Origin of the sequence: Rubellimicrobium rubrum (genome assembly GCF_006152115.1) — a bacterium.
GTDB classification, from domain to species: Bacteria; Pseudomonadota; Alphaproteobacteria; order Rhodobacterales; family Rhodobacteraceae; genus Rubellimicrobium; species Rubellimicrobium rubrum.
Genome location: NZ_VDFU01000002.1, coordinates 163,265 through 186,412, shown reverse-complemented (window position 1 = coordinate 186,412; position 23,148 = coordinate 163,265). Strand labels below are relative to the sequence as shown.

Genomic DNA, 23,148 nt, shown 5'->3' with positions numbered 1-23,148 from the left:
ACGCCCGGGACCACGGGCACCCTCCTACTCGGCAGCCGGCAGGATCCGCCGGGACTGCTCCGCCTGTCCGGCGTAATCCACCTGCCATTCCGAAGGTCCGTTCGTCAAAGCCACCTGCACGGCCGTCACCTTGTATTCGGGGCAATTCGTCGCCCAATCCGAAAAGTCCGTGGTGATGACGTTAGCCTGCGTATCGGGATGGTGGAAGGTGGTATATACAACCCCAGGTGATACGCGGTCGGTGATGAGCGCCCGCAACGACGTCTCCCCCGCCCGCGAGGCGAGCCGGACCCAGTCGCCCTCCTTGACGCCCCGGACCTCGGCATCGTGGGGGTGGATCTCCAGCACGTCCTGGTCGTGCCAGACGACGTTATCCGTCCGCCGGGTCTGCGCGCCGACGTTGTACTGCGACAGGATGCGCCCGGTGGTCAGCAGCAGCGGAAAGCGCGGGCCGGTCCGTTCGTCCGTGGCCACGTATTCGGTGACGATGAACCGTCCCCGGCCCCGCATGAAGCCGTCCACATGCATGATCGGCGTGCCTTCGGGGTGCAGCTCGTTGCAGGGCCACTGGACCGAGCCGCGCTCTTCCAGGAACTCGTAGGAGACGCCGGCAAAGGTCGGCGTGGTGGCCGCGATCTCGTCCATGACCTGGCTGGGATGCGTGTAGGTCCAGCCCGCGCCCATGGCATTGGCCAGAAGCTGCGTCACCTCCCAGTCGGCATAGCCGTTCTTGGGCATCATCACCCGGCGGACGCGGTTGATGCGCCGCTCGGCGTTGGTGAAGGTGCCGTCCTTTTCAAGGAACGTGCTGCCCGGCAGGAAGACATGGGCGTAGTTCGCCGTTTCGTTCAGGAACAGGTCCTGCACGATCACGCATTCCATCGCGGCCAGACCCGCCGAGACATGCTTGGTGTCCGGGTCGGACTGGAGGATGTCCTCGCCTTGCACGTACAGCCCCTTGAACGTCCCCTCGACGGCGGCGTCCAGCATGTTGGGGATCCGCAGGCCCGGTTCACGGTCCAGCACCGCGCCCCAAAGCTTCTCGAACACCTCGCGGGTTGAATCCTGGCTGACATGGCGGTAGCCCGGCAACTCGTGCGGGAAGCTTCCCATGTCGCAGGCGCCCTGGACGTTGTTCTGCCCGCGCAGCGGGTTCACGCCCACGCCCGGCCGCCCGAGGTTCCCCGTCAGCATGGCAAGGTTGGCAATGCCCATGACGGTGGTCGAGCCCTGGCTGTGCTCGGTCACGCCCAGCCCGTAGTAGATCGCCCCGTTGCCGCCCCGGGCGAACAGACGCGCGGCGGCGCGCAGCTCGTTGGGGTCCACGCCGGTCAGCATGGCGATGGCCTCGGGCGAGTGACGGTCCTGGGCCACGAACTCGGCGTAGTGCTGGAACTCGTCCCAGTCGCAGCGCTCGCGGATGAAGGCTTCGTCGTAAAGCCCCTGGGTCACGATCACATGAGCCAGCGCGGTCACGACCGCGACGTTGGTGCCCGGCCGCAGCGGCAGGTGATGCGCGGCCTCCACATGCGGCGACCGCACGAGGTCGGTCCGGCGCGGGTCGATGACGATGAGCTTCGCGCCCTCGCGCAGCCGCTTCTTGAGGCGGCTCGCAAAGACCGGGTGCCCGTCCGTCGGATTGGCCCCGATGACGATCACGACGTCCGTATGCTCGACCGAGTCGAAGTCCTGCGTCCCCGCCGAGGTCCCGAAGGCCCGGCCCAGGCCATAGCCGGTGGGTGAATGGCAGACGCGGGCGCAGGTGTCGGTGTTGTTGTTGCCGAACACCGCGCGGATCATCTTCTGGACGAGGTAGGTTTCCTCGTTGGTGCAGCGCGAGGAGGTGATGCCGCCGATGGCCTTCACGCCGTGGCGGGCCTGGATGTCGCGCATCCTGGTCGCGGCAAAGGTGATCGCCTCGTCCCAGCTCACGACCTCCCAGGGGTCGGTGATGCTTTCGCGGATCATCGGCTCCAGGATGCGGTCCTTGTGGGTGGCGTAGCCCCAAGCGAAGCGGCCCTTGACGCAGCTATGGCCCCGGTTGGCCTTGCCGTGCTTCCAGGGGGTCATGCGGACCACCGTGTCGCCCCGCATCTCCGCCTCGAAGGAGCAGCCCACGCCGCAATAGGCGCAGGTCGTGATCACCTTGCGGTCGGGGGTGCCGATGGCGATGACCGACTTTTCCTGCAGGGTCGCGGTCGGGCAGGCCTGCACGCAGGCGCCGCAGGACACGCAGTCCGACGACAGGAAGGTGTCGCCCGACATCCCCGCCGAGACGCGAGAATCGAAGCCCCGCCCTTCGATCGTCAGCGCGAATGTGCCCTGCACCTCCTCGCAGGCGCGGACGCAACGCGAGCAGACGATGCACTTGGCCGGGTCATAGGTGAAATACGGGTTGGAATCGTCCTTGGGCAGCCATTCCGGGTTCGGCGCGCCCGTCGCGTCGCGGCGCAGGAAGTGGTTCTCCATCCCGCCGCCCACGGGCGCCTCGTAGCGCACGTCGCGCAGGCCCACGGCGCCGGCCATGTCCTGCAACTCGCAATCGCCGTTGGCCGCGCAGGTCAGGCAGTCGAGCGGGTGGTCCGAGATGTACAGCTCCATCACCCCGCGCCGCAGCTTTTCCAGCTTTGCGGTCTGGGTGTGGACGACCATGCCCGGCGTGACCGGCGTGGTGCAGGAGGCGGGCGTGCCGCGCCGCCCCTCGACCTCAACGGCACAGAGCCGGCACGAGCCCCAGGCCTCCATGTTGTCGGTGGCGCAAAGCTTGGGGATGGCGATGCCGAGCGTGTTCGACGCCCGCATGATCGACGTGCCCTCGGGCACCGACACCTCGAAGCCGTCGATGGTCAGCGTGACCGTCCTGTGGGAATGCCGCTCGGGCGTGCCGAAGTCGCGGTCCGAAAAGGCGGGCGCGCCGTCCAGGCCGGGGATGATGAAGTCCTTCATGACGCGGATTCCTTCCGGGCGGCGAGGGCATGGGCGACAAGAGCGTTGGCATGGCCGTGGCCAAGCCCGTGCTCGGTCTTGAGCCAGGTCACGATCTGCATGTGGGGCTTGTCCGTCTGGCCCTCGATCAGGTCCAGCCAGTGGGCGACGGGATGGCCGTACTTCGCCTCGATGGAGGGGAAGTAGGAGGCGGGGCCTTTCACCGTGTCGGTCATTCGGCAGCCTCCTTCATGCGGGCGAAGTCGTCGGGGAAGTGGGTCAGTGCCGACATCACCGGGTAAGGGGTGAACCCGCCAAGGGCGCAAAGCGATCCGTCCCGCATCGTGTCGCACAGATCGACCAGCAGCGGCATTGCCGCGGCGTCCCCCTGGGCGATGCGGTCGATGGTCTCCACGCCCCGGACCGCGCCGATGCGGCAGGGGGTACACTTGCCGCAGGATTCGACGGCGCAGAACTCCATGGCAAAGCGGGCCTGCTGGAGCATGTCCACGCCGTCGTCGAAGACCACGACCCCGGCATGGCCGATGAGCCCGCCCTGACCGTCGAACTCCTCATACCCGAACGGAGTCGCAAACTTGGAGGCCGGGAAGTAGGCGCCCAGGGGGCCGCCGACCTGCACCGCCTTGACGGGGCGGCCCGACGCGGTGCCGCCGCCGACCTCCTCGACGATCTCGCCCAGGGACATGCCGAAGGCCGTCTCGAACAGCCCGCCGCGCTTCACGTTCCCGGCGATCTGCAGCGGGATCGTCCCGCGCGACCGGCCCAGCCCGAAGTCCTTGTAGGCCTGCGCGCCATTGGCAAAGATCCACGGCACGGTGGCGAGCGAGATCACGTTGTTGACCACCGTGGGCTTGCCGAACAGCCCATGCAGCGCGGGCAGGGGGGGCTTGGCGCGCACAGTCCCGCGCTTGCCTTCCAGAGAATTGAGAAGCGACGTCTCCTCCCCGCAGACATAGGCCCCGGCGCCGACGCGCACCTCCATGTCGAAGGCGGGGCCGGTGCCCAGCAGCATCGGGCCCAGCAGCTTGTTCAGCCGGGCGATGCGGATCGCCTCGGTCATCTGGAAGATCGCGTCCGGGTACTCCGAGCGGATGTAGACGTAGCCCTTGGTCGCCCCCACGGTGACGCCCGCGATGGCCATGCCCTCGATCAGGGTGAAAGGGTCGCCCTCCATCAGCATCCGGTCGGCAAAGGTGCCCGAGTCGCCTTCGTCGGCGTTGCAGACGATATACTTCTGGTCCGCATGGGCCAGCCGCACGGTGTCCCACTTGATGCCGGTGGGAAAGCCCGCCCCGCCCCGGCCCCGGAGGCCCGACAGCTTCATCTCGTCGATCTGGGCGTCGCCGTCCATTTCCAGCGCGCGGCGCAGGCCCGACAGGCCGCCATGCGCCTCGTAGTCGGCCAGCGACAGTGGGTCGATCAGGCCCACGCGGGCAAAGGTCAGGCGGGTCTGACGCGCGAACCACGGGATCTGGTCCACCGGCCCCAGCGCCTTGGGATGCTTGGCGGGTGCGTCGAACAGCGCGGGCACGTCGGCGGGCGTCATCGGCCCGAACGCGGTGCGCCCCTCGGCGGTCTCGATCTCGACCATGGGCTCCAGCCACACCATGCCGCGCGACCCGTTCCGCACCAGATCGACCGACACGCCGCGGCGCGAGGCTTCCAGGATCACCGCATGAGCCACCTGATCCGATCCCAGGGACCGGGCGGCGGCGTCGCGGGGCACATAGACCTTCATTGCGCGGCCTCCTGAATGCGTTCGACCGAGGCCCGGCCCACCAGCCGCTCGCCCACGATGGCCGCCGGCCCGCAGGCGCACAGGCCCAGGCAGTAGATCGGCTCGACCGTCACGCGGCCGTCCAGCGTGGTCCCAAAATCCTTGAGCCCAAAGGCCCGCAGCGTCGCCTGCACGAGATCGCGCCCGCCCTGGGCCTGGCACGCCTCGGCGGCGCAGACCTTGATGACCGTCGCCCCGGCCTGCACCGCGCGGAAATCGTGATAGAAGGTCACGACCCCATGCACCTCGGCCCGGCCCAGGTTCAGCGCGTTGGCGATGACGGGGACCGCAGGCTCGGGGATATGCCCCCACTCGGCCTGCACGGCATGCAGGATGGGCAGCAGCGGCCCTTCCATGGGCAGGTGAGCGGCGATGATTTCCTGCAGGCGCGAAGAGAAGTCGGCTGTGTCGAGCATGGGGGCTCCCGATTGGCTGCCGCCCGTCTTGCCGCATTTTCATCCGGAATCAAGATCGACCTTTCGTTGGTCGATAGTTGAATCCTATCAGGAGGTCCGCTTCGCCTCGGCCAGCAGGGCGGCCACCAAGGGCATCTGCGGCTCGCGGGCGGGTGCGATCAGGCCCACGCGGTGATGCGCGTCGGGGTCGGTCAGCGGCGCGGCCCGCAGGGGTCCATGCTCCAGAAAGATCTCGGCGGCCCCCAGGGGCAGGATCGTGGCCCAGCCCCCGGTCAGCACATGCCCGATCAGCACGATGGTCGAGTTGGTCTCGATCCGCGGCGCGACGGACACCCCGGCCTCGGCCAGCAGGCCCGACACGATCCGCCGGTTCTGCATGTCCGGCGTCAGCAGGCACAGCGCCACCTCTCCCAGCTCCCCCCAGCCGACCGAGCCGCGCCCGGCCAGCACGTGATCCTCGCGCATCACCAGGGCGTAGCGCTCCTCGTAAAGGGGCAGGGTGGCCTTGGTCCCCAGCGGCTCGTTGTCCAGGTAGCTGATCCCGGCATCGACCCGCAGGCTGTCCAGATCCTCGAGGATCGCGATGGAGGTGGCCGACAGGATCGTGATCTGCACCTCGGGATGGGTCGCGGCAAAGGCGGCGGTCAGCCGCGAGGCGGCGGCCAGCGCGGTCGGGATCACCCCCAGGCGCATCGTCCCCGACAGGCCCGCGCGGCCCACCCGCACCTCCTCGCGCATCGCGCGGGCGTCGGACACGATGCGGCGTGCCCAGCCCAGCACCCGCTCCCCCTCGGGCGTGAGCCCGGCAAAGCGCGAGCCGCGCAGCACCAGCACCGCGCCGAGCTGCTCCTCGAGCTGCCGGATCGCGGCCGACAGCGTGGGCTGCGCCACCCCCACGGCTTCGGCGGCGCGGCCAAAGTGCCGGGCCTGCGCGAGCGCGATGAACATCTCGAGCTTATCGATCATCCGCGCAGCCTAGCGCGCCACAGGCGCCGCGTCAGCCACCAACGGCGTCGGGGCCGTCCCGCAGGATCACCGGCACGATCAGCTCCTCTTCGTCGGTCAGATGCCGGTCGAGAAAGCGCCCGAGCCGGATCAGCCCCGAGCGGAACCGCCCCGCCTCGGTCCGGTGGTCGGGGCCGTCCAGCGCCTGCAAGGCCGCGTTCGCCTCGGCCACGAAGGCCTCCAGATGACCGTCCAGCGCATGGTGGTCGCGGTCGAGGATGCCGAACCCTCGCTCCAGCCGGGCGTCGCGCGTCACCAGCAGGGGAAAGTAATGCTGGTCCTCGATCGTGTGGTGGCCATGAAGGTCGCCCACGAAATGGCTGCCCAGCCGGGACGCCCGCCCGCCCCAGGCGCGCGGGTCCATGCGGCCGTCCAGCAGCGCCTCCGTGTCGGTCCGCATGGTGTCCATCAGGCGCCGGAACAGCAGGTGCCGGCCCAGCCACATCTCCACCAGCCCGGCAAAGTTGGGATCACGCTCCCAGCGGTCGCGGGGAAAGTCCTCCAGGAGGACGCGAAGCGCGTCGGGCAGGCCGGTGCGGGTTTCGAGCGGATGATCCATGCCGGCGTTCTAGGGCGGTCGCGGCGCGGGGACCAGCGGGACCGGGAACCTGCGCGGATTTCGTGTCGTAGGGTCATAACCGGGGTTGGCGGGGTTTTCTCTTGCCACCGTCCGCCAAGACTCCAAAGCTTTCGGCAGTTCTGCCCCGGTCCGGGAGGATCGGGCGCAAACAGGTTCAAACCCGCGAGAGGCCAAAGGCCCTCGCCACGGTACCAGGGAGAATCCACATGACCGTCCGAACCACCCTCGGAGCGGCCTCGCTTCTGGCCATGCTGGCCGCAGGGAGCATCGCTCAGGCCGCCACCCCCCAGCCCGGCGAGACGCTGGCCGACAACCAGACCTTCACCTACCGGGTGCTGGACGAATTCCCGTCCATCGACCCCGGCCTGATCGAGGATGTGGAAGGGTCGCACATCGCCCGCCAGCTCTTCGAAGGGCTGATGAGCCAGGACCCCCAGGGCAACGTGATCCCCGGCGCGGCGGCCGACTACACGGTCAGCGAGGACGGCCTGACCTACACCTTCACCCTGCGTCCCGAGGCGAAGTGGTCGAACGGCGATCCGCTCACCGCGAACGACTTCGTCTTTGCGTGGCGCCGCGCGGCCGATCCCGCCACCGCCTCGCCCTACAGCTGGTACATCGACCTGATGAAGGTCGCGAACGCCTCGCAGGTCGTGTCCGGCGAGGTCCCGCCCGACCAGCTCGGCGTGCGCGCCGTGGACGACCACACGCTCGAGGTCACGCTGTCCGCGCCCATCCCCTACTTCCCGCAGATGGTCACGCATACCACCACCTTCCCGGTGCCCCAGCGCATCGTGGAGGAGCTGGGCGACGCCTGGACCCAGCCCGGCAACATGGTCAGCAACGGCGCCTATGTCCTGAGCGAGCGGGTTCCGCAGGAGCGGATCGTGATGACCCGCAACCCGAACTACTGGGACAACGCCAACACGGTCATCGAAACGGTAACCGCGCTCGTCATCAATGACGAAAGCCAAGCCCTGACCCGCTGGGAGGCGGACGAGCTCGACCAGACCGACGTGCCGATCGGGCAGTTCCCGCGCCTGAGCGAGGAATACCCCGAGCAGGTCCACACGATCCCCAACCTCTGCTCCTACTATTATGCCGTGAACGTGCGCGAGGACGCGAACCCGGCGCTTCTCGACGTGCGCGTGCGCGAGGCGCTGAACCTCGCCATCGACCGCGACGTGATCGTCAACAGCATCCTGGGCGCGGGCCAGCGTCCGGCCTACACGCTGACCCATTGGGCGACCGCCGGCTTCGAGGTGCCCGAGCTTCCCATCGCCACCATGACCCAGGAAGAGCGCAACACCCGCGCGCAGGAACTCCTGGCCGAGGCGGGCTACGGCGAGGGCGGCGAGCCGCTGACCTTCGAGATCATCTTCAACACCGACCAGGCGCACCAGCAGCTTGCCGTGGCCATCGGCCAGATGTGGAAGCAGACCCTGGGGATCGAGACGACCCTCGCCAACCAGGAATGGCAGACCTTCCTCGACACCCGGCGTGACGGCAACTTCGAGATCGCCCGCGCCGCCTGGTGCGCCGACTACAACGAGGCGTCGTCCTTCCTCGACCTCCTGACCAGCGACAACGAATCCAACGACCCGCGCTACGAGAACCCCGAATACGACGCGCTCATGGAGCAGTCGCGCACCGCCGAGGACCCGCAGCCGATCTACCAGCAAGCCGAGGAGATGCTGGCGCGCGACCTGCCGATCCTGCCCATCTACTTCTACGCCGAGGATTTCCTCCTCGACGAGACGATCAAGGGCTACCCCTACGAGAACGCCCAGGAGAACTGGTACGCCAAGGACCTGTACCGGGTCGCGCAGGAGTGATCGCCGCCTGATGGCCCAAGGGTCCGTCGTCCTTTAGGGCGGCGGACCCAGCGGCGTTTCCCGCACGTTGCGCCCCGGGTGCCGAGGACTCCTCCCATGCTCAGCTTCATCCTTCGCCGCCTGCTGGTGGCCATTCCGACGATCCTGATCCTGATCGTCATCTCCTTCGTCATGATGTTCGCAGCGCCCGGAGGCCCCTTCAACAGCGAACGGCCCCTCCCGCCCGAGGTCATGGCCAACATCGAGGCGCGCTACGGGCTCGACCAGCCCTACCTGGTCCAGATCTTCACCTACGTGAAGAACATCGTTCTTCACTTCGACTTCGGGCCGTCGTTCAGGCTGCGTGACTACAGCGTCACGGAGCTGATCGCGCAGGGCTTTCCGGTGACGCTCACCTACGGGTTCTGGGCCTTCCTGATCGCGGTGGTGCTGGGCGTGGCCCTGGGCGTGCTGGCGGCGATCCGGCACAACACCTGGGTGGACTACCTCGCCACCGGCTCGGCCATCGGCGCCTCGGTGCTGCCGAACTTCGTGCTGGCCCCGATCCTGGTGCTGGTCTTCACGCTCTGGCTCGGGTGGCTGCCCGGCGGTGGCTGGAACGGCGGGCAGTGGCAGTACATCATCCTGCCGGTGATCGCGCTGGCCACCACCTACCTGGCCGCCATCGCGCGGATCACCCGGTCCTCCATGCTCGAGGTGATGAACTCCAACTTCATCCGCACCGCCCGCGCCAAGGGCCTGCCCATGCGCCGGATCATCCTGCGCCACGCCCTCAAGCCCGCGATGCTCCCGGTGCTGAGCTATCTCGGGCCGGCCTTCGTGGCGATGATCACCGGCTCCGTGGTGATCGACGTGTTCTTCTCCACCGGCGGCATCGGCCAGTACTTCGTCAACTCCGCGCTGAACCGGGATTATTCGGTGATCATGGGCGTGACGATCCTGGTGGGCGTGCTGACCATCCTGTTCAACCTCGTGGTCGATATCCTTTACGCCTGGATCGACCCGAAGATCCGCTACTGAGGAGGGCTCCCATGGCGTTCCACGACCCCACCGCCGACGCCCTCCAGGCCCCGGCCCGGCCCGACAAGGGCCGCTCGCTCTGGACCGACGCGCGGCGGCGCTTCTTCCGCAACAAGGCCGCGACGGTGTCGCTGATCGCCCTGGTGCTGATCGCGCTGTTCGCCTTCTTCGGCCAGTTCCTCAGCCCCTTCGACGGGGAAACGGTGGATTTCACCCTGATCGGCGTCAACGCGACCCAGGGCGTTCCGTCCTTCGAGACGGGCCATTACTTCGGCACCGACCAGGAAGGGCGCGACCTCTACGCCCGGACGGTGCAGGGGACGCGGCTGTCGCTGCTCATCGGCCTCGTGGGGTCGCTCGTCGCGGTCGTGGTGGGCACGCTTTATGGCGCGACATCGGGCTATGTCGGGGGGCGCACCGACAACGCCATGATGCGGATCGTGGACGTCCTGATGTCCATCCCCTTCATGTTCGTGCTGATCCTCCTCCTTGTGATGTTCGGCCGGTCGCTCCTCATGCTGTTCATCGGCATCGGCCTGATCTCCTGGCTCAGCATGGCGCGGATCGCGCGGGGCCAGACGCTGTCCATCAAGAACAAGGAATTCGTGGAGGCCGCCGTCGCCACCGGCGTGCGCCCCCTGACGATCATCCTGCGCCACATCGTCCCCAACCTCCTGGGCGTGGTGATCGTCTATGCGACGCTGCTGATCCCCGAGATGATCATCTACGAATCCTTCATCAGCTTCCTCGGCCTGGGCGTTCAGGAGCCCAACACCTCGCTGGGCGCGCTGATCTCGCGCGGGGCCTCGCAGCTCGGCAACGGCGTGCCGTGGCAGCTCGGCTTCCCGCTCTTCTTCTTCGTTGTGATGCTGTTCGCCTTCTTCTTCGTGGGCGACGGGCTGCGCGACGCCATCGATCCCAAGGACCGCTGACATGGCACCGCTTCTCGAGGTCGAGGACCTCCGCGTGACCTTCACCACCGGCGACGGCGCGGTGAACGCCGTCAACGGCGTGTCCTTCGCCCTGCGCGAAGGCGAGACCCTCGCCATCGTGGGCGAATCCGGCTCGGGCAAGTCGCAGACCGCCTACGCCGCCATGGGCCTTTTGGCCCGCAATGGTCGCGCCACCGGCACCGTCCGCTACGGGGGCCGCAACCTGCTGGAACTGCCCCAGCGCGAGCTCAACAAGGTCCGCTCCGAGGAGATCGCCATGATCTTCCAGGATCCGATGACCTCGCTGAACCCGTATATCCGCGTCTCGGACCAGATGGCCGAGGTGCTGATGCTCCACAAGGGCCAGTCCAAGCGGCAGGCGGTGGCCGAGGCGGCGCGGATGCTCGACGCCGTCCGCATCCCCGATGCCCGCGCGCGCATCGGCATGTACCCGCACGAATTCTCGGGCGGCATGCGCCAGCGCATCATGATCGCCATGGCGCTCCTCTGCCGTCCCAAGCTCCTGATCGCCGACGAGCCCACGACCGCGCTCGACGTCACCGTGCAGGCGCAGATCATGAAGCTTCTGGCCGACATCAAGCGCGACCTGGGCACCGCCATGATCCTCATCACCCACGACCTGGGCGTGGTCGCCGGATCGAGCGACCGAACCCTCGTGATGTACGGTGGCCAGATCATGGAGGAAGGGACCACCGACGCCATCTTTGCCACGCCCACGCACCCCTACACCCTGGGCCTCCTGTCCGCCGTCCCCCGCATCGACCGCGAGGACGAGGAACTGCTCACCATCGCCGGTGAACCGCCCGACATGTCCCGCCTGCCGCCCGGCTGCCCGTTCTTTCCCCGCTGCGCCTTTGCCCGGCCCGAGAACGCGACCCTCCGGCCCCCGCTCGTCACGCTGCCCGACGGCCGCCGCCGCGCCTGCCACGTTCCCGTGGAGGAGATCCTTGCCCGCCACGAGGCCGCCCAATGACCGCACCCATCCTCCAGGTCGATGACCTCCGCGTGACCTTCGACGTTCCCGTCCGGGGCGGCTGGCCCTGGACGCCGGCGCGCAAGCTCCAGGCCGTGGGCGGCATCTCCTTCGACCTCCAGCCCGGAGAGGTTCTGGGCGTGGTGGGCGAAAGCGGCTCGGGCAAGTCCACGCTGGCCCGCGCCATCATCGGCACAGTCCCGTCCACCGGCGGCATCCTGTTCGAGGGGCAGGACCTCTCGGCCCTTGGTGCGGACGCCCGCCGGTCGCGGCGGCGCGACATCCAGATGATCTTCCAGGACCCGCTTGCCGCGCTGAACCCCCGCATGACCGTGGGCGACATCATCGCCGAGCCGCTGACCACCCACTTTCCCAAGACCCCGCGCGCCGAGGTCCGCCAGCGCGTGCAGGCGCTGATGGAGCGGGTGGGCCTGCTGCCGAACCTCGTGAACCGCTACCCGCACGAGTTCTCGGGCGGGCAGTGCCAGCGCATCGGCATCGCCCGCGCGCTGATCCTGAACCCCAAGCTCCTCATCTGCGACGAGCCGGTGTCGGCGCTCGACGTGTCCGTGCAGGCGCAGGTGGTGAATCTCCTGCGCGAGCTTCGGCGCGACCTCGGCATCGCGATGATCTTCATCGCGCACGACCTGTCGGTGGTGCGGCATATCTCGGACCGCGTGATGGTCATGTATCTGGGCCGCCTGATGGAGACCGCGCCCGCCCGCGCGATCGTGGAGCGGCCCCGCCACCCCTACACGCAGTTCCTGATCTCCTCAGTCCCCATTCCCGACCCCGCGCTGGAAAAGGCCCGCCCCCGGCCCGTGCTGGAAGGCGACCTTCCCTCGCCGCTGTCGCCCCCCTCGGGCTGCGTGTTCCGCACCCGCTGCCCCAAGGCCAAGCCCCGCTGCGCCGCCGAGCCGCCCCCGCCCTACGAGGTCGGCCCCGGCCAGCGCGCCACCTGCCACTACTGGGACGAACCCACCCCCATGGTGCAGGCGGCGGAGTAGGGGATCAGGGCAGCCGTTCCAGATAGCGGGGCGGCACCCGCTCGGTGAGCCAGACGCCATTGTCGGCCTGCCAGAAGGGCAGGCCGTCCTGGTGCATGGCTCCGGCTCCCACGCGAAGCACCACGGGGCGGCCATGGCGTTGTCCGACCTTCGCAGCGGTCGGGATGTCCGGCGACAGGTGAACGTGACGCCGCCGCCCGGGGATTAGGCCTTCAGACAGGATCGCGGGCAGACTCGTCTCAGCGGTCCCGTGAAACAGGATCGCGGGCGGTTCGGCAGGCGGAAGTCCAAGATCCACCTCCGCCGAGTGTCCCTGCGCCGCCCTGATGCGGCTCCCGTCGGGCGACAGGGTGAAGCGGCCTTTCTCGTCCTGGGCCACGATCCGTTCCAGCGCTGCCCGGTCGAGCGGGCGCCCCAGACGCGCCATCCCGGCCAAAAGGTCGTCCACCCCGACCCAGCCGCCCGGACCAAGCACAAGCCCCGCCTTGTCCGGCCGGTGGCGAAGCAGCAGGGACAGGAGCCGGCTGTCCCTGCTCACCTCAATAATCCCGCTCGAAGTAGATCCCCACAGAGGTTTCCCCCGTCGTCCCCACCCCCGCGCGCACCGTCAGGTCTGGCGTGAGGTCGAGGTTGATCGTGGCCTCGGTCTGGTCCTGCGAGACGGTGACGTCCGTGTAGACGTTCTCGCTCAGGTAGCGGCCCAGGCGCAGGCCGAAGCCGCCGCTCTCGGTCGTGGTGACGTCAAGGTCCGCGAGACCAGCCCCCGCCCGCAGGTCCTGGACAAGGCCGCCTCCGCCGCCCGCCAGCTCGGACACCGCCGCGGCCAACTGCACCGCCTGGAACGGCGTGATCGAGGCGATGTCCACCCCGAACAGGAGCTGCGCCAGGATCTCGTCCTGCGGCAGCTCGGGCGAGGAGGAGAACGTCACCTCCGGCGAGGCCAGCGGTCCTTCGAGCGTGATGGAGATGAGCGTCCCGGTGCGCGCGGTGGTTTCCGCCACGAGCCGCAGGAAGGGGTTGAAGTCCCCCTGGATCGTGGCCGACCCTTCGGTCAGATCGAAGCGCTGCCCCAGGATCGACAGCCGCCCGCGCAGCAGCGAGAACTGCCCGATGGGGATCACCTGCCGCGTGGTCCCGGTCAGCCGCAACTGCCCCCCCAACTCCGCATCAAGGCCCCGGCCGCGCACGAAGACCCGCGCCGGCGCATCCAGGAGGATATCGAGGCCGAAGGACACGCCCCCGCCCTCCGCGTCGTCCGCCGCCGCCTGCGCCGCGCCATCCACCGCCAGCTCGGCGCGCGCCAGCGTCCGCTGGACGGGGACCGACGGCTCGATGTGGAACACGGGCAGCGGCTCGCCCAGCGCGCCCACGCCCGTGGCGGGCACCCGCAGCTCCACCGTCTCAAGCCCGACAGCCCCTGCGATCAGCGCGCCCCCGGCCAGAGGGCCGGTCACCGTCAGCCGTCCGTTCCCCCGCGCCTCGTAAAGCGACGGGTCGCGGATCACGAGGCCGGTACCGTTGATCGCCAGATTGGCCTCGAAGGGCGGCTGGAGCCCGACCGGACCCGCCACGTCCAGCCGTCCGCCGGTGGCGAGGTCGCCCGCCAGCGCCAGCGTCGCCGTCCCACCCGCGATGGTGGCCGTCCCGGTGATGTTGCGCAGCGCCTCGCCCAGTCCGGGGTCCGCCAGTTGCGCGCCTTGGACCGAAACGGTCCCCGACAGCGCGTCCAGCGACGGCGCCCCCGCGAGCCGGAGGTCAAAGCTCGCCGGTCCCTCCAAGCGGCGCGGGTCGAGAAAGGCGTTCGCGATCTCCAGGGGCGCGGTACCCGTGGCCCGCAGGTCCGTCGCCTCCCCGCCCACCGTGCCCGCGACGGCAGCGGTGATCCCGCCCGGCCCGGTCACGTCCGCGTCCACCGTCGTGCCCCCGGCCCCGAGCGTGGCGGTCCCCGTCGCGGCGACCGGCCCCGGAAACTCCGGCACGAACAGCCCCAGGTCGGCCAGCCGCGCGTTAAAGGTCACGCGCGCTTCGCCCCCCTCGGTCGTGCCCTGTCCGGTGACGTCGATGTTGGGGAAATCGGCCGCCAGCCGTTCCACGAGGATCGCGCCGTCCGCGCCCCGCACCGCCCGGCCCGCGACCGTGCCCGTCCCCGCCAGAAGCTGCGCCACCGCCGGCACGCCCACATCGAGGTCCCGCGTCGTCGCATCCACCGTCAGGTCGAACTCCGCAAGGGAGGGCAGGGCGCTCCCCTCCACCCGGGCATCAAGGCCCCCGCCCAGGGGCTGCCCCGCCAGCCGCGACCACGGCCCGAGATCCGCGACCGAGACGTTCGCCGTCCCGGTGATCTCATAGTCCTGATCGGGAGGGGCCACGCTCGCGTCGATCACGGCCCGCGCGCCGGGCGCCGTCGCCTCCGCGTCGATGGCGATGGTGCCGTCCGCCCCCTGCGCGGCGGTCCCCACCGCGCGGGCCGGCCCGGACAGCCCCGGCGCGACCACGCCCACATCCGCGACCGTCAGGTCGAACCGCCCGTCGCCCGCCCCTTCGGTGAAGCCCCCCTCGACCGTGCCATCCAACTGCGGCGTAGCCACAGCGACATCGAGCGTGAGGCCCGCCTCCGGGCTCCGCACCACCCGTCCCGAATGGGTGCCCGGCCCCGCGAGCAGCGGGTCGATCTGCGGCAGCCCGACCCGAAGGTCCCGGGTCGTCGCGTCAAAGGTCAGGTCCAGCACCGACCCGTCCGGCCGCGCCGTCCCCGAGGCGGTGGCCTGCACCGCCCCGCCCAGATCCCGCCCGACCAGCGGCCCCAGCGGCGCGATGTCCGAAAAGTCGGCCGCCACGTCGCCGGTGAAGGCATAGCCATCCTCGGGCGCGGCGACGGTCCCGTCGATCCGCGCGGTGCCCGTGGGCAGCGTCGCTGTCAGGTCAAGGTCCAGCGTCCCATCCTCAGCCCGCGCGGCGTTGCCCGCCACGCGCCCTGGCCCCGACAGCCCGCCCAGCACCTCGCCCACATCGGCGAGGCCCAGGTCCAACTCCGCCGTGCCCACACCGTTGTCGATGGCGGCGGTCACCGTTCCGTCGATCTGGTCCGTGTCCACGGTCAGCCCTTCGACCCGGAAGCTTTCCGGCCCCGTCCGCACCGCACGGCCCGCCAGCGACCCTTCCCCGGCCAGCGCCGCATCCAGCGCCTCGATCCCGAACCCGAGGTCCCGCGTCCGCGCGCCCACCGTCACGTCGAAGGTGGAGGCATCCGCCGCCGCCGTCCCCGACAGGTCCAGCGACGCCGCGCCCGACGGCGCGATTCCCAGATCGGGCGCAAAGGTCTCCAGCACGGCCCGGTAGGGCTCCAGTTCCTCGACCTCGGCCTGCGCGGTGAAGGTGTAGGGCCCCGGCACCGGCTCGCCGTCCTCGCCCAGGGTCTGCGCGCCCTGGGTCGCGTCCAGCGCGACGGTCGCACCCGGCAGCGCGGCCTGCGCGTCGATCACCGCCGCGCCATTGGCCTGCCGGTCAAAGGTGCCCCGCACGGTGCCGGGACCGGTGAGACCCGGAAAGGACAGCCCCAGATCGGCCAGCGCGAGGTCGAACCGCGCCGCGCTCGCCCCGCTGGTGATGTCGGCGGTCCCTGTCACGTCCAGCGCGTCCGTGTCGATCGTCAGTTCGCTCACCCGCAGCCCGGCCTCGTCGCGGGCGGCGTCCACCGCCACGGTCCCCGTCCCGGCCAGCAGCGGGTCGAGAACCTCGATCCCGAGCGCAAGGTCCTGCGTCGTCCCGTCGATGGTCGCGTCAAAGATGCCGTCCAGCGGGCGCACCTGCGACACCACCGTCACATCCGCCGATCCGCCCAGGTCCAGCCCCGACAGCTCCGCAAAGCGCCCCAGGTCCCCGGCCCGCAGGTCCAGCACCGTGTCGGCCAGCAGCGCCGGGCTTGTCGCCACGGTCCCCGTCAGCTCGGCGTCCACCCCCGGCCCGGTCAGCGTCAGCCCCGCGATCCGCAGCGGTCCCCCATCGGCGGGACGATCCAGGTCGATCCGGCCCGACAGGTCCGCGCCCAGCGCCTCGCTCACCGCCGCATCGGCAAAGGCCAGCCCCGTCGCGGCGTAATCGAGCCCTGCCGTGAAGGCGCCCGGAGTCTCCTCGGTCGCAGGGCGGATCGTGCCGCCCCCCTCCAGCGTCAGCCCGGCCAGCGCCAGCCCCTCGCGCTCAAGGTTCTCGATGGCAAAGGTGCCGGTCCAGGCATCCCCCTGGGCCTGGTCATAGCCCACGTCCAGCGTGACCCCCGTCACCGTCACGCCACCCGCACCGGGCAGCGGCACGGGCGTCCCCGCCTCGTTGCCGACGGTCCCTTCCAGGTCGATGCGCGCGGGCCAGCCCTGCGGCGTGATCTGCGCCCGGCCGTTCAGCCGCAGCGCCTCGGCCTGGATGCCCAGGGAGGTCAACACCAGCGACCCGTCCTGCCGCCGGATGCCCTTGGTCCGCAGCACCACGTCCGGCCCGAAGAACGCGCCTGCCTCGGGCGCCAGAAGCGGCGTCACGTCGCCCCGCACGTCCAAGCCAAAAGCGCGCGAGGTGACCTCGCCGTTCTCCGTCGCCGTGGTCTTGAGGGCGAAGTCCCCCGCGATGCGCGGCTCCCCGTCGGTGGCGAGCCGGATCTGCGCGGCATAATCGTCGATGGGCGCGGTGCCCTCGACGTTCAGCGCGACCGAGGGCAGCCCCGGCAGCCCCAGCGTCCGCGCCACCAGCCCCTCGGCCTCCTCCTCCAGGCCCAGGTTCACGGCCAGGACCCGCGTCTCGTTGGAATAGGAGGCATCGAGCGAAAGCTGCCCCGCGCTCCCTTCGATGATCCGTGCCGCGATCTGCGCTGCCCCCTCGCCCCCGGCGAGATTCACCGACCCGTCGAGGGTCAGCACCAGTTCCTCGCCCAGCAGTGGTTCGCCCAGCACGATGCGATCCGTCCGAAGCTGCCCGATCCGCACCGACACCGGCAGCTCGGGCAGGGCAAAGGGCGTGGCCTCGGGGGTGGGGGCCTGCGGGTCGGGGACCGGCGGGCGCAGGATCTCGATGCTTCCCGCCGTCAGCTCCTCGATCTCGATCCGCCCGCCCAGCAGCGCCGACCGGTTCCAGTCGAGCACGAGGTCCGTGGCCCGCAGCCACACCCCCTCCTGATCCGCGATGGTGATCGACGCCACCGTCGCGCGCGACGACAGCGCGCCCTCGAACCCTTCCACGACCACCTGCCGTGCCGTCGAGGACAGGTTGTCCTCGATCAGCCTGGTCAGGAAGCCGCGGTCGCGCTCGGTCTCCGCCTCGGTCTGCGCCAGCGCGGGAAGGACCACGGCCGACAGGGCGATGGCGGATAGGGGCAGGGCGCAGAGCGCCAGGATCGACAGGCGGTTCAAAACGACTGACCTATGCCGATGTAAAGCTGCACCGCGCCAAAGGCGTCGTCGCCCGAGGCCGGCGTCGCCACGTCCAGCCGGATCGGCCCGACAAAGGTGTCATAGCGCACGCCCAGGCCCACGCCGGCATGGCTCTCGCTGTCGCCCCCGGGAAAGGCGCCTTCATCCACCGCGCCGAAATCGGCGAAGGCCACGCCGCCGATGTTTTCAGTAAAGCCCACCCGCGCCTCGAGCTGCGCGCCGACAAAGGAGGCTGCACCCAGCGTCACCGTCTCGCCGGGCTCCTCGGGGTCGGGAACCTCCACGCCCAGATCCTGATAGGGCTGCCCTCGCACCGTGCCGCCCCCGCCCGAGAAGAACAGGTAGTCCTGAGGCACCTCCTCGCGCTCAGCGGCCAGCACGCTGCCCAACTGCCCCCGCGCGGCCAGCGTCACCCGCGTGCCCAGCGTCCGGTAATAGCGCGCATCCGCGTAAAGCCGCGCCCCGTTCCCCGCCTCGCCCCCCACCGACAGGAAGGGCGTGGCCTCCAGGTCGAGGTAATAGCCGGCCCTCGCGTCGCGCGGGTCGTCCCGCCGGTCCAGCACCCCCGACAGCGGCAGGGTCAGGAGCGTGTAGTCCCGCGTCTCGACCGCCGTCTCCTCGTGGGCGGTCAGCAGGCCGACTGCCGCCGTCGCGGTCAAGTAGTCGCCCACATAACGGGTGATGCCGAAGTCGAAGGTGAACTGCTGGAGGAAGTACTCCTCCTCGTCCTCCTGGCTCAGCCGCGCATCGACCACCAGATCGTTGTCCGCCGCAAAGGTTGCCGGCCGCGCAAAGCTCGCCCCCAGGGCATAGTCGAGCCCGCCGCGCTGCGTGTCCACGGCCCCGCTCTCGATCCCGGCAATCTCCGCCTCGACCCGCAGCCGCTCCGCGCCGCCCAGAAGGTTCCGGTGCAGCCAGAAGGCCGTGGCCGACACCCCGTCGGTGGACGAGATCTCGGCCCCGAAGCCGATCCGGCGGGGCAGGGACTCCACGACCTGAAGCGCCAGCGGCAGCGTGTTGCCCGGCCCGATGGCCTCGGACTCGACCACCGCCACGCTGTCGAACGTCCCCGTGCGCCGCAGCCGCTGGACCGCGCGATCCAGCACCTCGGGGTCGAAGACCTCGCCCGAGGGGATGCCCGCGATCCGCAGGATGCGCCGGGTGCGGACGTCCTCGTTGCCGCTGACCGTGACGGCGCCAAAGGTCAGCTCGGGCCCCGGCGCGATGCCCACGGTGACGTCGAGCCGCTGGGCAGGATGGACCGCGACCACCTCCTCCGAGGCGACGGTCGCCTTGGCGTTGCCCTCGGCCCGCCAGGCGGCGACGGCGGCCTCCACCGCCTCCCGCACCGTTTCGGACCGCGCGACCTCGCCGGGGGCGAACTCCGGCAGCAGCTCCGTCGCGGGCGCGAGCGGCGCGACCACCGCCTGCCCAAAGGTGAAGCGCGGCCCCGGCGTGACGTTCAGCACCACCTGCCCGATGCTCGCCGGCGCATCCAGAGGCTGGATGGTCGAGGCTTCCTGCCCGTCCACGGTGATGGTGATGGCCCCGCCGTAATACCCTTCGGCATACAGCCCCGCGAGGAGCCGCCGGTAGTCCGCCCGCGCTGCCGCCACATAGTCCTGCGCCGCCGTCAGCCCCTCGGCCTCCAGCGACAGCGTGAGCGAGGCGTTCTCCAGCACAGTGCGGAGATCCTCGTCGGTGCCGGGCGGCAGGGCCAGCGTGGTCTCCTGGGCCTGGGCCCCCAGGGGCAGCAGCGCGGCGAGGACGAGAACGGGAAGACGGGGCATCGAACCTCGCAGGAGTCGGGCGCGGGATGCACCCTTCTGAAAGGTTAAGCGTAGCGGCGCGCCCGGGGAAAGCCACAACGGCTCGGCCGGGGTCCGGGCGTCACATTTCCGTTGAAGGGGAACCGAACGGGTCGGGGTCGTAGCCGACCCGCGCGAAATAGAGCCCATCCGCCGGGGCCACGGGACCGCAGGCCGCGCGGTCACGCGCCGCCAGCGCCTCGGCCATCCGCTCCGGGGCCCAGGCCCCTGCGCCCACCCGCTCCAGGCTTCCCACGATCGACCGGACCTGGTTGTGCAGAAAGCTCCGGGCGCGGACGGCGACGTGGATCTCCGTGCCTTCCGGCCCTTCGGCGCGGCGGACCGTCACCTCGTCCAGGGTGCGAACCGGGCTCCCGGCCTGGCACCAAGTGGACCGGAAGGTCGTGAAGTCGTGCCGCCCCAGCAGGTGCCTCGCCCCCTCGGCCATCGCCTCCGCGTCCAGGGCGCCGCCCACCCGCCAGGCCCGCCGGGCCGACAGCACGAGGGGCGCCCGGCGATGGATGATGCGGTACAGATACGCCCTCTCTCGGGCCGAAAAGCGGGCGTGCCAGTCGTCCGCGACTCGGGCGCAGGCGGTGATCGCGACGGGATGCGGCCGCAGGTGATGGTTCAGCGCCTCGGACAGCCGGAACGGCGTCCACTCCCGCGCCATGTCGCAATGAGCCACCTGCCCCCAGGCATGCACCCCCGCATCCGTCCGCCCCGCCGCCGCGACGTTGTGCGGCCCCGGACCCAGCCGGGCCAGCGCCGCCTCCAGCGCCCCCTGCACCGAGGGCTGGCTGGCCTGCCGCTGCCATCCGGCAAAGGGCGTGCCGAGGTATTCGATCTTCAGCGCATAACGGGGCATGGCGCGGGGCGTAGCGGCGGCCCGGGCGCGTGGCAAGCGGCGGGACCGGGAAAACCGCAACCCCGGTCGGCCCCGGTTGGCTGCGTCGCGCTTGCCCCCCCGGCCCCGATGCGGCATCAGGGCCGCATGACCGCCGCCCAAAAAGCTCTTGCCGTTCACCTCCTGACCGCCACCGGGGCCGTTTGGGCGATCCTCGCCATGCTCGAAGCCGTGCAAGAGGATTGGAACATGATGTTCCTGTGGCTCGTCGTGGCGCTGTTCGTGGACGGGATCGACGGGCCGCTGGCCCGCCGCTACGACGTCAAGAAGAACGCCCCGGTCTTCGACGGGGTGCTCATGGACCTCGTGATCGACTACCTGACCTATGTCTTCGTGCCGGCCTATGCGCTGTTCCGGTCGGGGTTGATGGACGGCTGGACCGGCTGGTTCGGCATCATCATCATCACCTTCACCTCGGCGCTCTACTTCTCCGACACCCGGATGAAGACCAAGGACAACAGCTTTTCCGGCTTCCCGGGCTGCTGGAACATGGTGGTCCTCGCGCTGTTCGCCTGGCAGCCCAACTTCTGGGTCATCGTGGTGCTGGTGACGATCCTGGCCGTCGCCATGTTCCTCCCCGTCAAGTTCGTGCACCCCGTCCGAACCGAGCGTTGGCGTGCCGTGACCCTGCCCATGGCGCTCCTGTGGGTCGTATTCGCGGGCTGGGCCGCCTGGGTCAGCTTCCACCCCGAGTCCTGGGCGCAATGGGGCCTGACGATCACGTCCTTGTACCTCCTGGGCGCCGGAGCGATGCAGCAACTCGTCTACGGCAAGGAAGGCTGAGGCGAGGAACGCCGGCCTCGGGGGCCGGACGGTCGGGGCCGCCGCCACGACCCCGGATCAATCAAGACCCAGAATGAACTCCGTCTGCCACAGCATCCTCCTGTCCGACACCCGCACTGCGCGAGTCAGTCTTTTCGTAACTCTCCTCTGGCAAGAGTGTGGGTGTTTCGAAAGGAGTCACCAGTGAAGCTGCCTCACCTTGCCCTCCTCGCCGCCTTGTCCTGCGGGTCGGCCGTCGCAGCCGACCTGACGGGATCGCCGTTGTCCATCGATCCGGGCAGCCTGCGCTATGGCGTCAACCTCGGGGTCTCGAGCCTTGGCCCCACGCTCGAGCCGACGGTGCGCCTGAACGACCGCTTCGGCCTGCGCCTGCCCATCGGCGCTGCGTCCTTCGACTTCGACGAGGAGAGCGACGGCGACAGCTATGACGGCACGCTCGACTTGGGCGGCGTCGGCCTGCTGGCTGACTATTACCCCTATGCGGGCGGGTTCCATGTCTCGGCCGGGGTGTTCAAGACCGACTACGCCGCGGCCTTCACCGGCAACGCCATTGAGTTCGACCACCTCGAAGCCGACGTGTCGGTCTCATTCGCCCAGACGCGCGACGTGAGCCCGGCCCTGGCCGCGGGCTACACTGGCCGCATCTCTGGGGCGATGACCTATTCGGTGGCCGCGGGCGGGATCTTCGCAGGCGGCTTCGACGTCACCGCCCTGACCGACAACCCCGACGTGACGCAGGCCGACCTCGACGAGGAGACCGCGGATATCCGTGACCTTGCCGAAAAGCTCGACGTCATCCCGTATGTGCAACTCGCGGTCGGTTTCGCGTTCTGACGCCGCCCTGGGGTGCGCTGGGGTCGGGATCTCCGCGCGCCCCGGGCCCCCTACAGCCGGGTGAGCACCACGCCCGCCACGATCAGCCCCACCGCGGCCCATTTGGCCCGGTCCATCCGTTCGCGGAACACCAGCCAGCCGATCAGCACCGCGAACAGGATCGAGGTCTCGCGCAGCGCGGCGACCACCGCTATGGGCGCCAGCGTCATGGCCCAGATCGACACGCCATAGGCCCCGTAGGACGCCACCGAGCCTGCCGTGCCCAGCGCCCAGTCACGCGGGCGGCGCGGCACGATGCCCAAGCCCTTCCAAAGCAGCATGGCGGCCGAGAACAGCGCCCCCCCGCCGATGAAGATCCAGCCGACATAGCCCACGGGCTCTCCAGACACCCGCGCCCCCAGCCCGTCGATCATCGTATAGGTCGCCGTCGCCGCCGCCGAGCCCAGCGCAAAGGGCAGGAGCCTCCGATCCTCCCGAGAGGTGAACACCCCCCGCGCCATGAGCAGGATGCCCAGTCCCAGCACGAAGATGCCCGCGTATTCGTGCCCCGTCACCGCGTCGGGCAGCGTCGCCGCGCCGACCAGCGCCACGACCATCGGGGCCGCGCCCCGCGCGATGGGATAGACCCGGCTCAGGTCGCCCCGCTCATAGGCAAAGGTCAGGAACGACTTGTAGGCGAGGTGCGTGCAGGAGGCCGCGATGACCCAAGGCCAGGCCGCCGGGTCGATCGCGGGCCGGAACAGGACCACCAGCACCCCGATGACGATCTCGGCGACGCTGACCACCAGCATCGCCCCGATCTTGGAGGTGCCGACCTTCACCACGGCGTTCCAGGCCGCGTGAAGAAAGGCGGCGAAGAGCACCGCCGCCAGAAGGCCCGTGGTCATGGG

18 protein-coding genes are annotated in these 23,148 nt (G+C 69.9%); 7 read left to right on the top strand and 11 right to left on the bottom strand.

Annotated features, from left to right (window positions below; translation table 11 throughout):
* Positions 1-24: 24 nt before the first annotated feature.
* From fdhF to FHG66_RS02455, 6 genes are all read right to left on the bottom strand, one after another.
* A complete protein-coding gene (fdhF, locus tag FHG66_RS02480; protein WP_139075111.1) occupies positions 25-2,946 on the bottom strand; it encodes a formate dehydrogenase subunit alpha in 2,922 nt (973 codons plus the stop codon).
* Positions 2,943-3,161 carry a DUF4287 domain-containing protein gene (locus FHG66_RS02475; RefSeq protein WP_139075110.1) on the bottom strand — a complete coding sequence of 73 codons (219 nt, stop codon included), beginning with the start codon at positions 3,159-3,161 and terminating at the stop codon, positions 2,943-2,945. The genes fdhF and FHG66_RS02475 overlap by 4 nt, the downstream gene beginning before the upstream one ends.
* Positions 3,158-4,684: a formate dehydrogenase beta subunit gene (locus tag FHG66_RS02470; protein WP_139075109.1), complete on the bottom strand. Its 1,527-nt coding sequence runs from the start codon at positions 4,682-4,684 to the stop codon at positions 3,158-3,160. The genes FHG66_RS02475 and FHG66_RS02470 overlap by 4 nt, the downstream gene beginning before the upstream one ends.
* Positions 4,681-5,139: an NAD(P)H-dependent oxidoreductase subunit E gene (locus FHG66_RS02465; RefSeq protein WP_139075108.1), complete on the bottom strand. Its 459-nt coding sequence runs from the start codon at positions 5,137-5,139 to the stop codon at positions 4,681-4,683. Before FHG66_RS02465 ends, FHG66_RS02470 begins: the two co-directional genes overlap by 4 nt.
* Positions 5,140-5,226: 87 nt before the next feature.
* Entirely contained in the window at positions 5,227-6,105 is an 879-nt protein-coding gene (locus tag FHG66_RS02460) for a LysR family transcriptional regulator (protein WP_139075107.1), read from the bottom strand.
* A gap of 31 nt (positions 6,106-6,136) precedes the next feature.
* Complete coding sequence (locus FHG66_RS02455) at positions 6,137-6,703, bottom strand: hemerythrin domain-containing protein (protein ID WP_139075106.1); 567 nt, start codon at positions 6,701-6,703, stop codon at positions 6,137-6,139.
* Positions 6,704-6,930: 227 nt separating this feature from the next.
* Here FHG66_RS02455 and FHG66_RS02450 point away from each other — a divergent pair, with 227 nt between their 5' ends.
* From FHG66_RS02450 to FHG66_RS02430, 5 genes are all read left to right on the top strand, one after another.
* Complete coding sequence (locus tag FHG66_RS02450) at positions 6,931-8,559, top strand: peptide ABC transporter substrate-binding protein (protein WP_139075105.1); 1,629 nt, start codon at positions 6,931-6,933, stop codon at positions 8,557-8,559.
* Between the two features lie 96 nt (positions 8,560-8,655).
* Complete coding sequence (oppB, locus tag FHG66_RS02445; protein WP_139075104.1) at positions 8,656-9,579, top strand: oligopeptide ABC transporter permease OppB; 924 nt, start codon at positions 8,656-8,658, stop codon at positions 9,577-9,579.
* Positions 9,580-9,590: 11 nt separating this feature from the next.
* Positions 9,591-10,511, top strand: coding sequence for an ABC transporter permease subunit (locus FHG66_RS02440; RefSeq protein ID WP_139075103.1), 921 nt, complete (start codon positions 9,591-9,593; stop codon positions 10,509-10,511).
* A 1-nt stretch (position 10,512) separates the two neighbouring features.
* Positions 10,513-11,505: an oligopeptide/dipeptide ABC transporter ATP-binding protein gene (locus tag FHG66_RS02435; RefSeq protein ID WP_139075102.1), complete on the top strand. Its 993-nt coding sequence runs from the start codon at positions 10,513-10,515 to the stop codon at positions 11,503-11,505.
* Positions 11,502-12,512 carry an ABC transporter ATP-binding protein gene (locus tag FHG66_RS02430; RefSeq protein ID WP_139075101.1) on the top strand — a complete coding sequence of 337 codons (1,011 nt, stop codon included), beginning with the start codon at positions 11,502-11,504 and terminating at the stop codon, positions 12,510-12,512. Before FHG66_RS02435 ends, FHG66_RS02430 begins: the two co-directional genes overlap by 4 nt.
* A gap of 4 nt (positions 12,513-12,516) precedes the next feature.
* Here FHG66_RS02430 and FHG66_RS02425 read toward each other — a convergent pair whose 3' ends face one another.
* From FHG66_RS02425 to truA, 4 genes are all read right to left on the bottom strand, one after another.
* A complete protein-coding gene (locus tag FHG66_RS02425; RefSeq protein WP_139075100.1) occupies positions 12,517-13,050 on the bottom strand; it encodes an RNA 2'-phosphotransferase in 534 nt (177 codons plus the stop codon).
* 1 nt (position 13,051) lies between these two features.
* Complete coding sequence (locus FHG66_RS02420; RefSeq protein ID WP_139075099.1) at positions 13,052-17,905, bottom strand: translocation/assembly module TamB domain-containing protein; 4,854 nt, start codon at positions 17,903-17,905, stop codon at positions 13,052-13,054.
* On the bottom strand, positions 17,902-19,716 hold the full coding sequence (locus tag FHG66_RS02415) for an autotransporter assembly complex protein TamA (protein WP_139075098.1): 1,815 nt from the start codon (positions 19,714-19,716) through the stop codon (positions 17,902-17,904). The genes FHG66_RS02420 and FHG66_RS02415 overlap by 4 nt, the downstream gene beginning before the upstream one ends.
* Before the next feature lie 100 nt (positions 19,717-19,816).
* Positions 19,817-20,602 (bottom strand): tRNA pseudouridine(38-40) synthase TruA, encoded by a 786-nt coding sequence (gene truA, locus FHG66_RS02410; protein WP_139075215.1) that lies wholly within the window; start codon positions 20,600-20,602, stop codon positions 19,817-19,819.
* Positions 20,603-20,728: 126 nt separating this feature from the next.
* On the opposite strand from truA, the gene FHG66_RS02405 reads away from it, so the two are divergent.
* Both FHG66_RS02405 and FHG66_RS02400 read left to right on the top strand, forming a co-directional pair.
* Complete coding sequence (locus tag FHG66_RS02405) at positions 20,729-21,424, top strand: CDP-alcohol phosphatidyltransferase family protein (protein ID WP_139075097.1); 696 nt, start codon at positions 20,729-20,731, stop codon at positions 21,422-21,424.
* A 183-nt stretch (positions 21,425-21,607) separates the two neighbouring features.
* On the top strand, positions 21,608-22,258 hold the full coding sequence (locus FHG66_RS02400) for a hypothetical protein (RefSeq protein WP_139075096.1): 651 nt from the start codon (positions 21,608-21,610) through the stop codon (positions 22,256-22,258).
* Between the two features lie 50 nt (positions 22,259-22,308).
* Here FHG66_RS02400 and FHG66_RS02395 read toward each other — a convergent pair whose 3' ends face one another.
* Entirely contained in the window at positions 22,309-23,145 is an 837-nt protein-coding gene (locus FHG66_RS02395) for a DMT family transporter (RefSeq protein WP_139075095.1), read from the bottom strand.
* Positions 23,146-23,148: the final 3 nt, after the last annotated feature.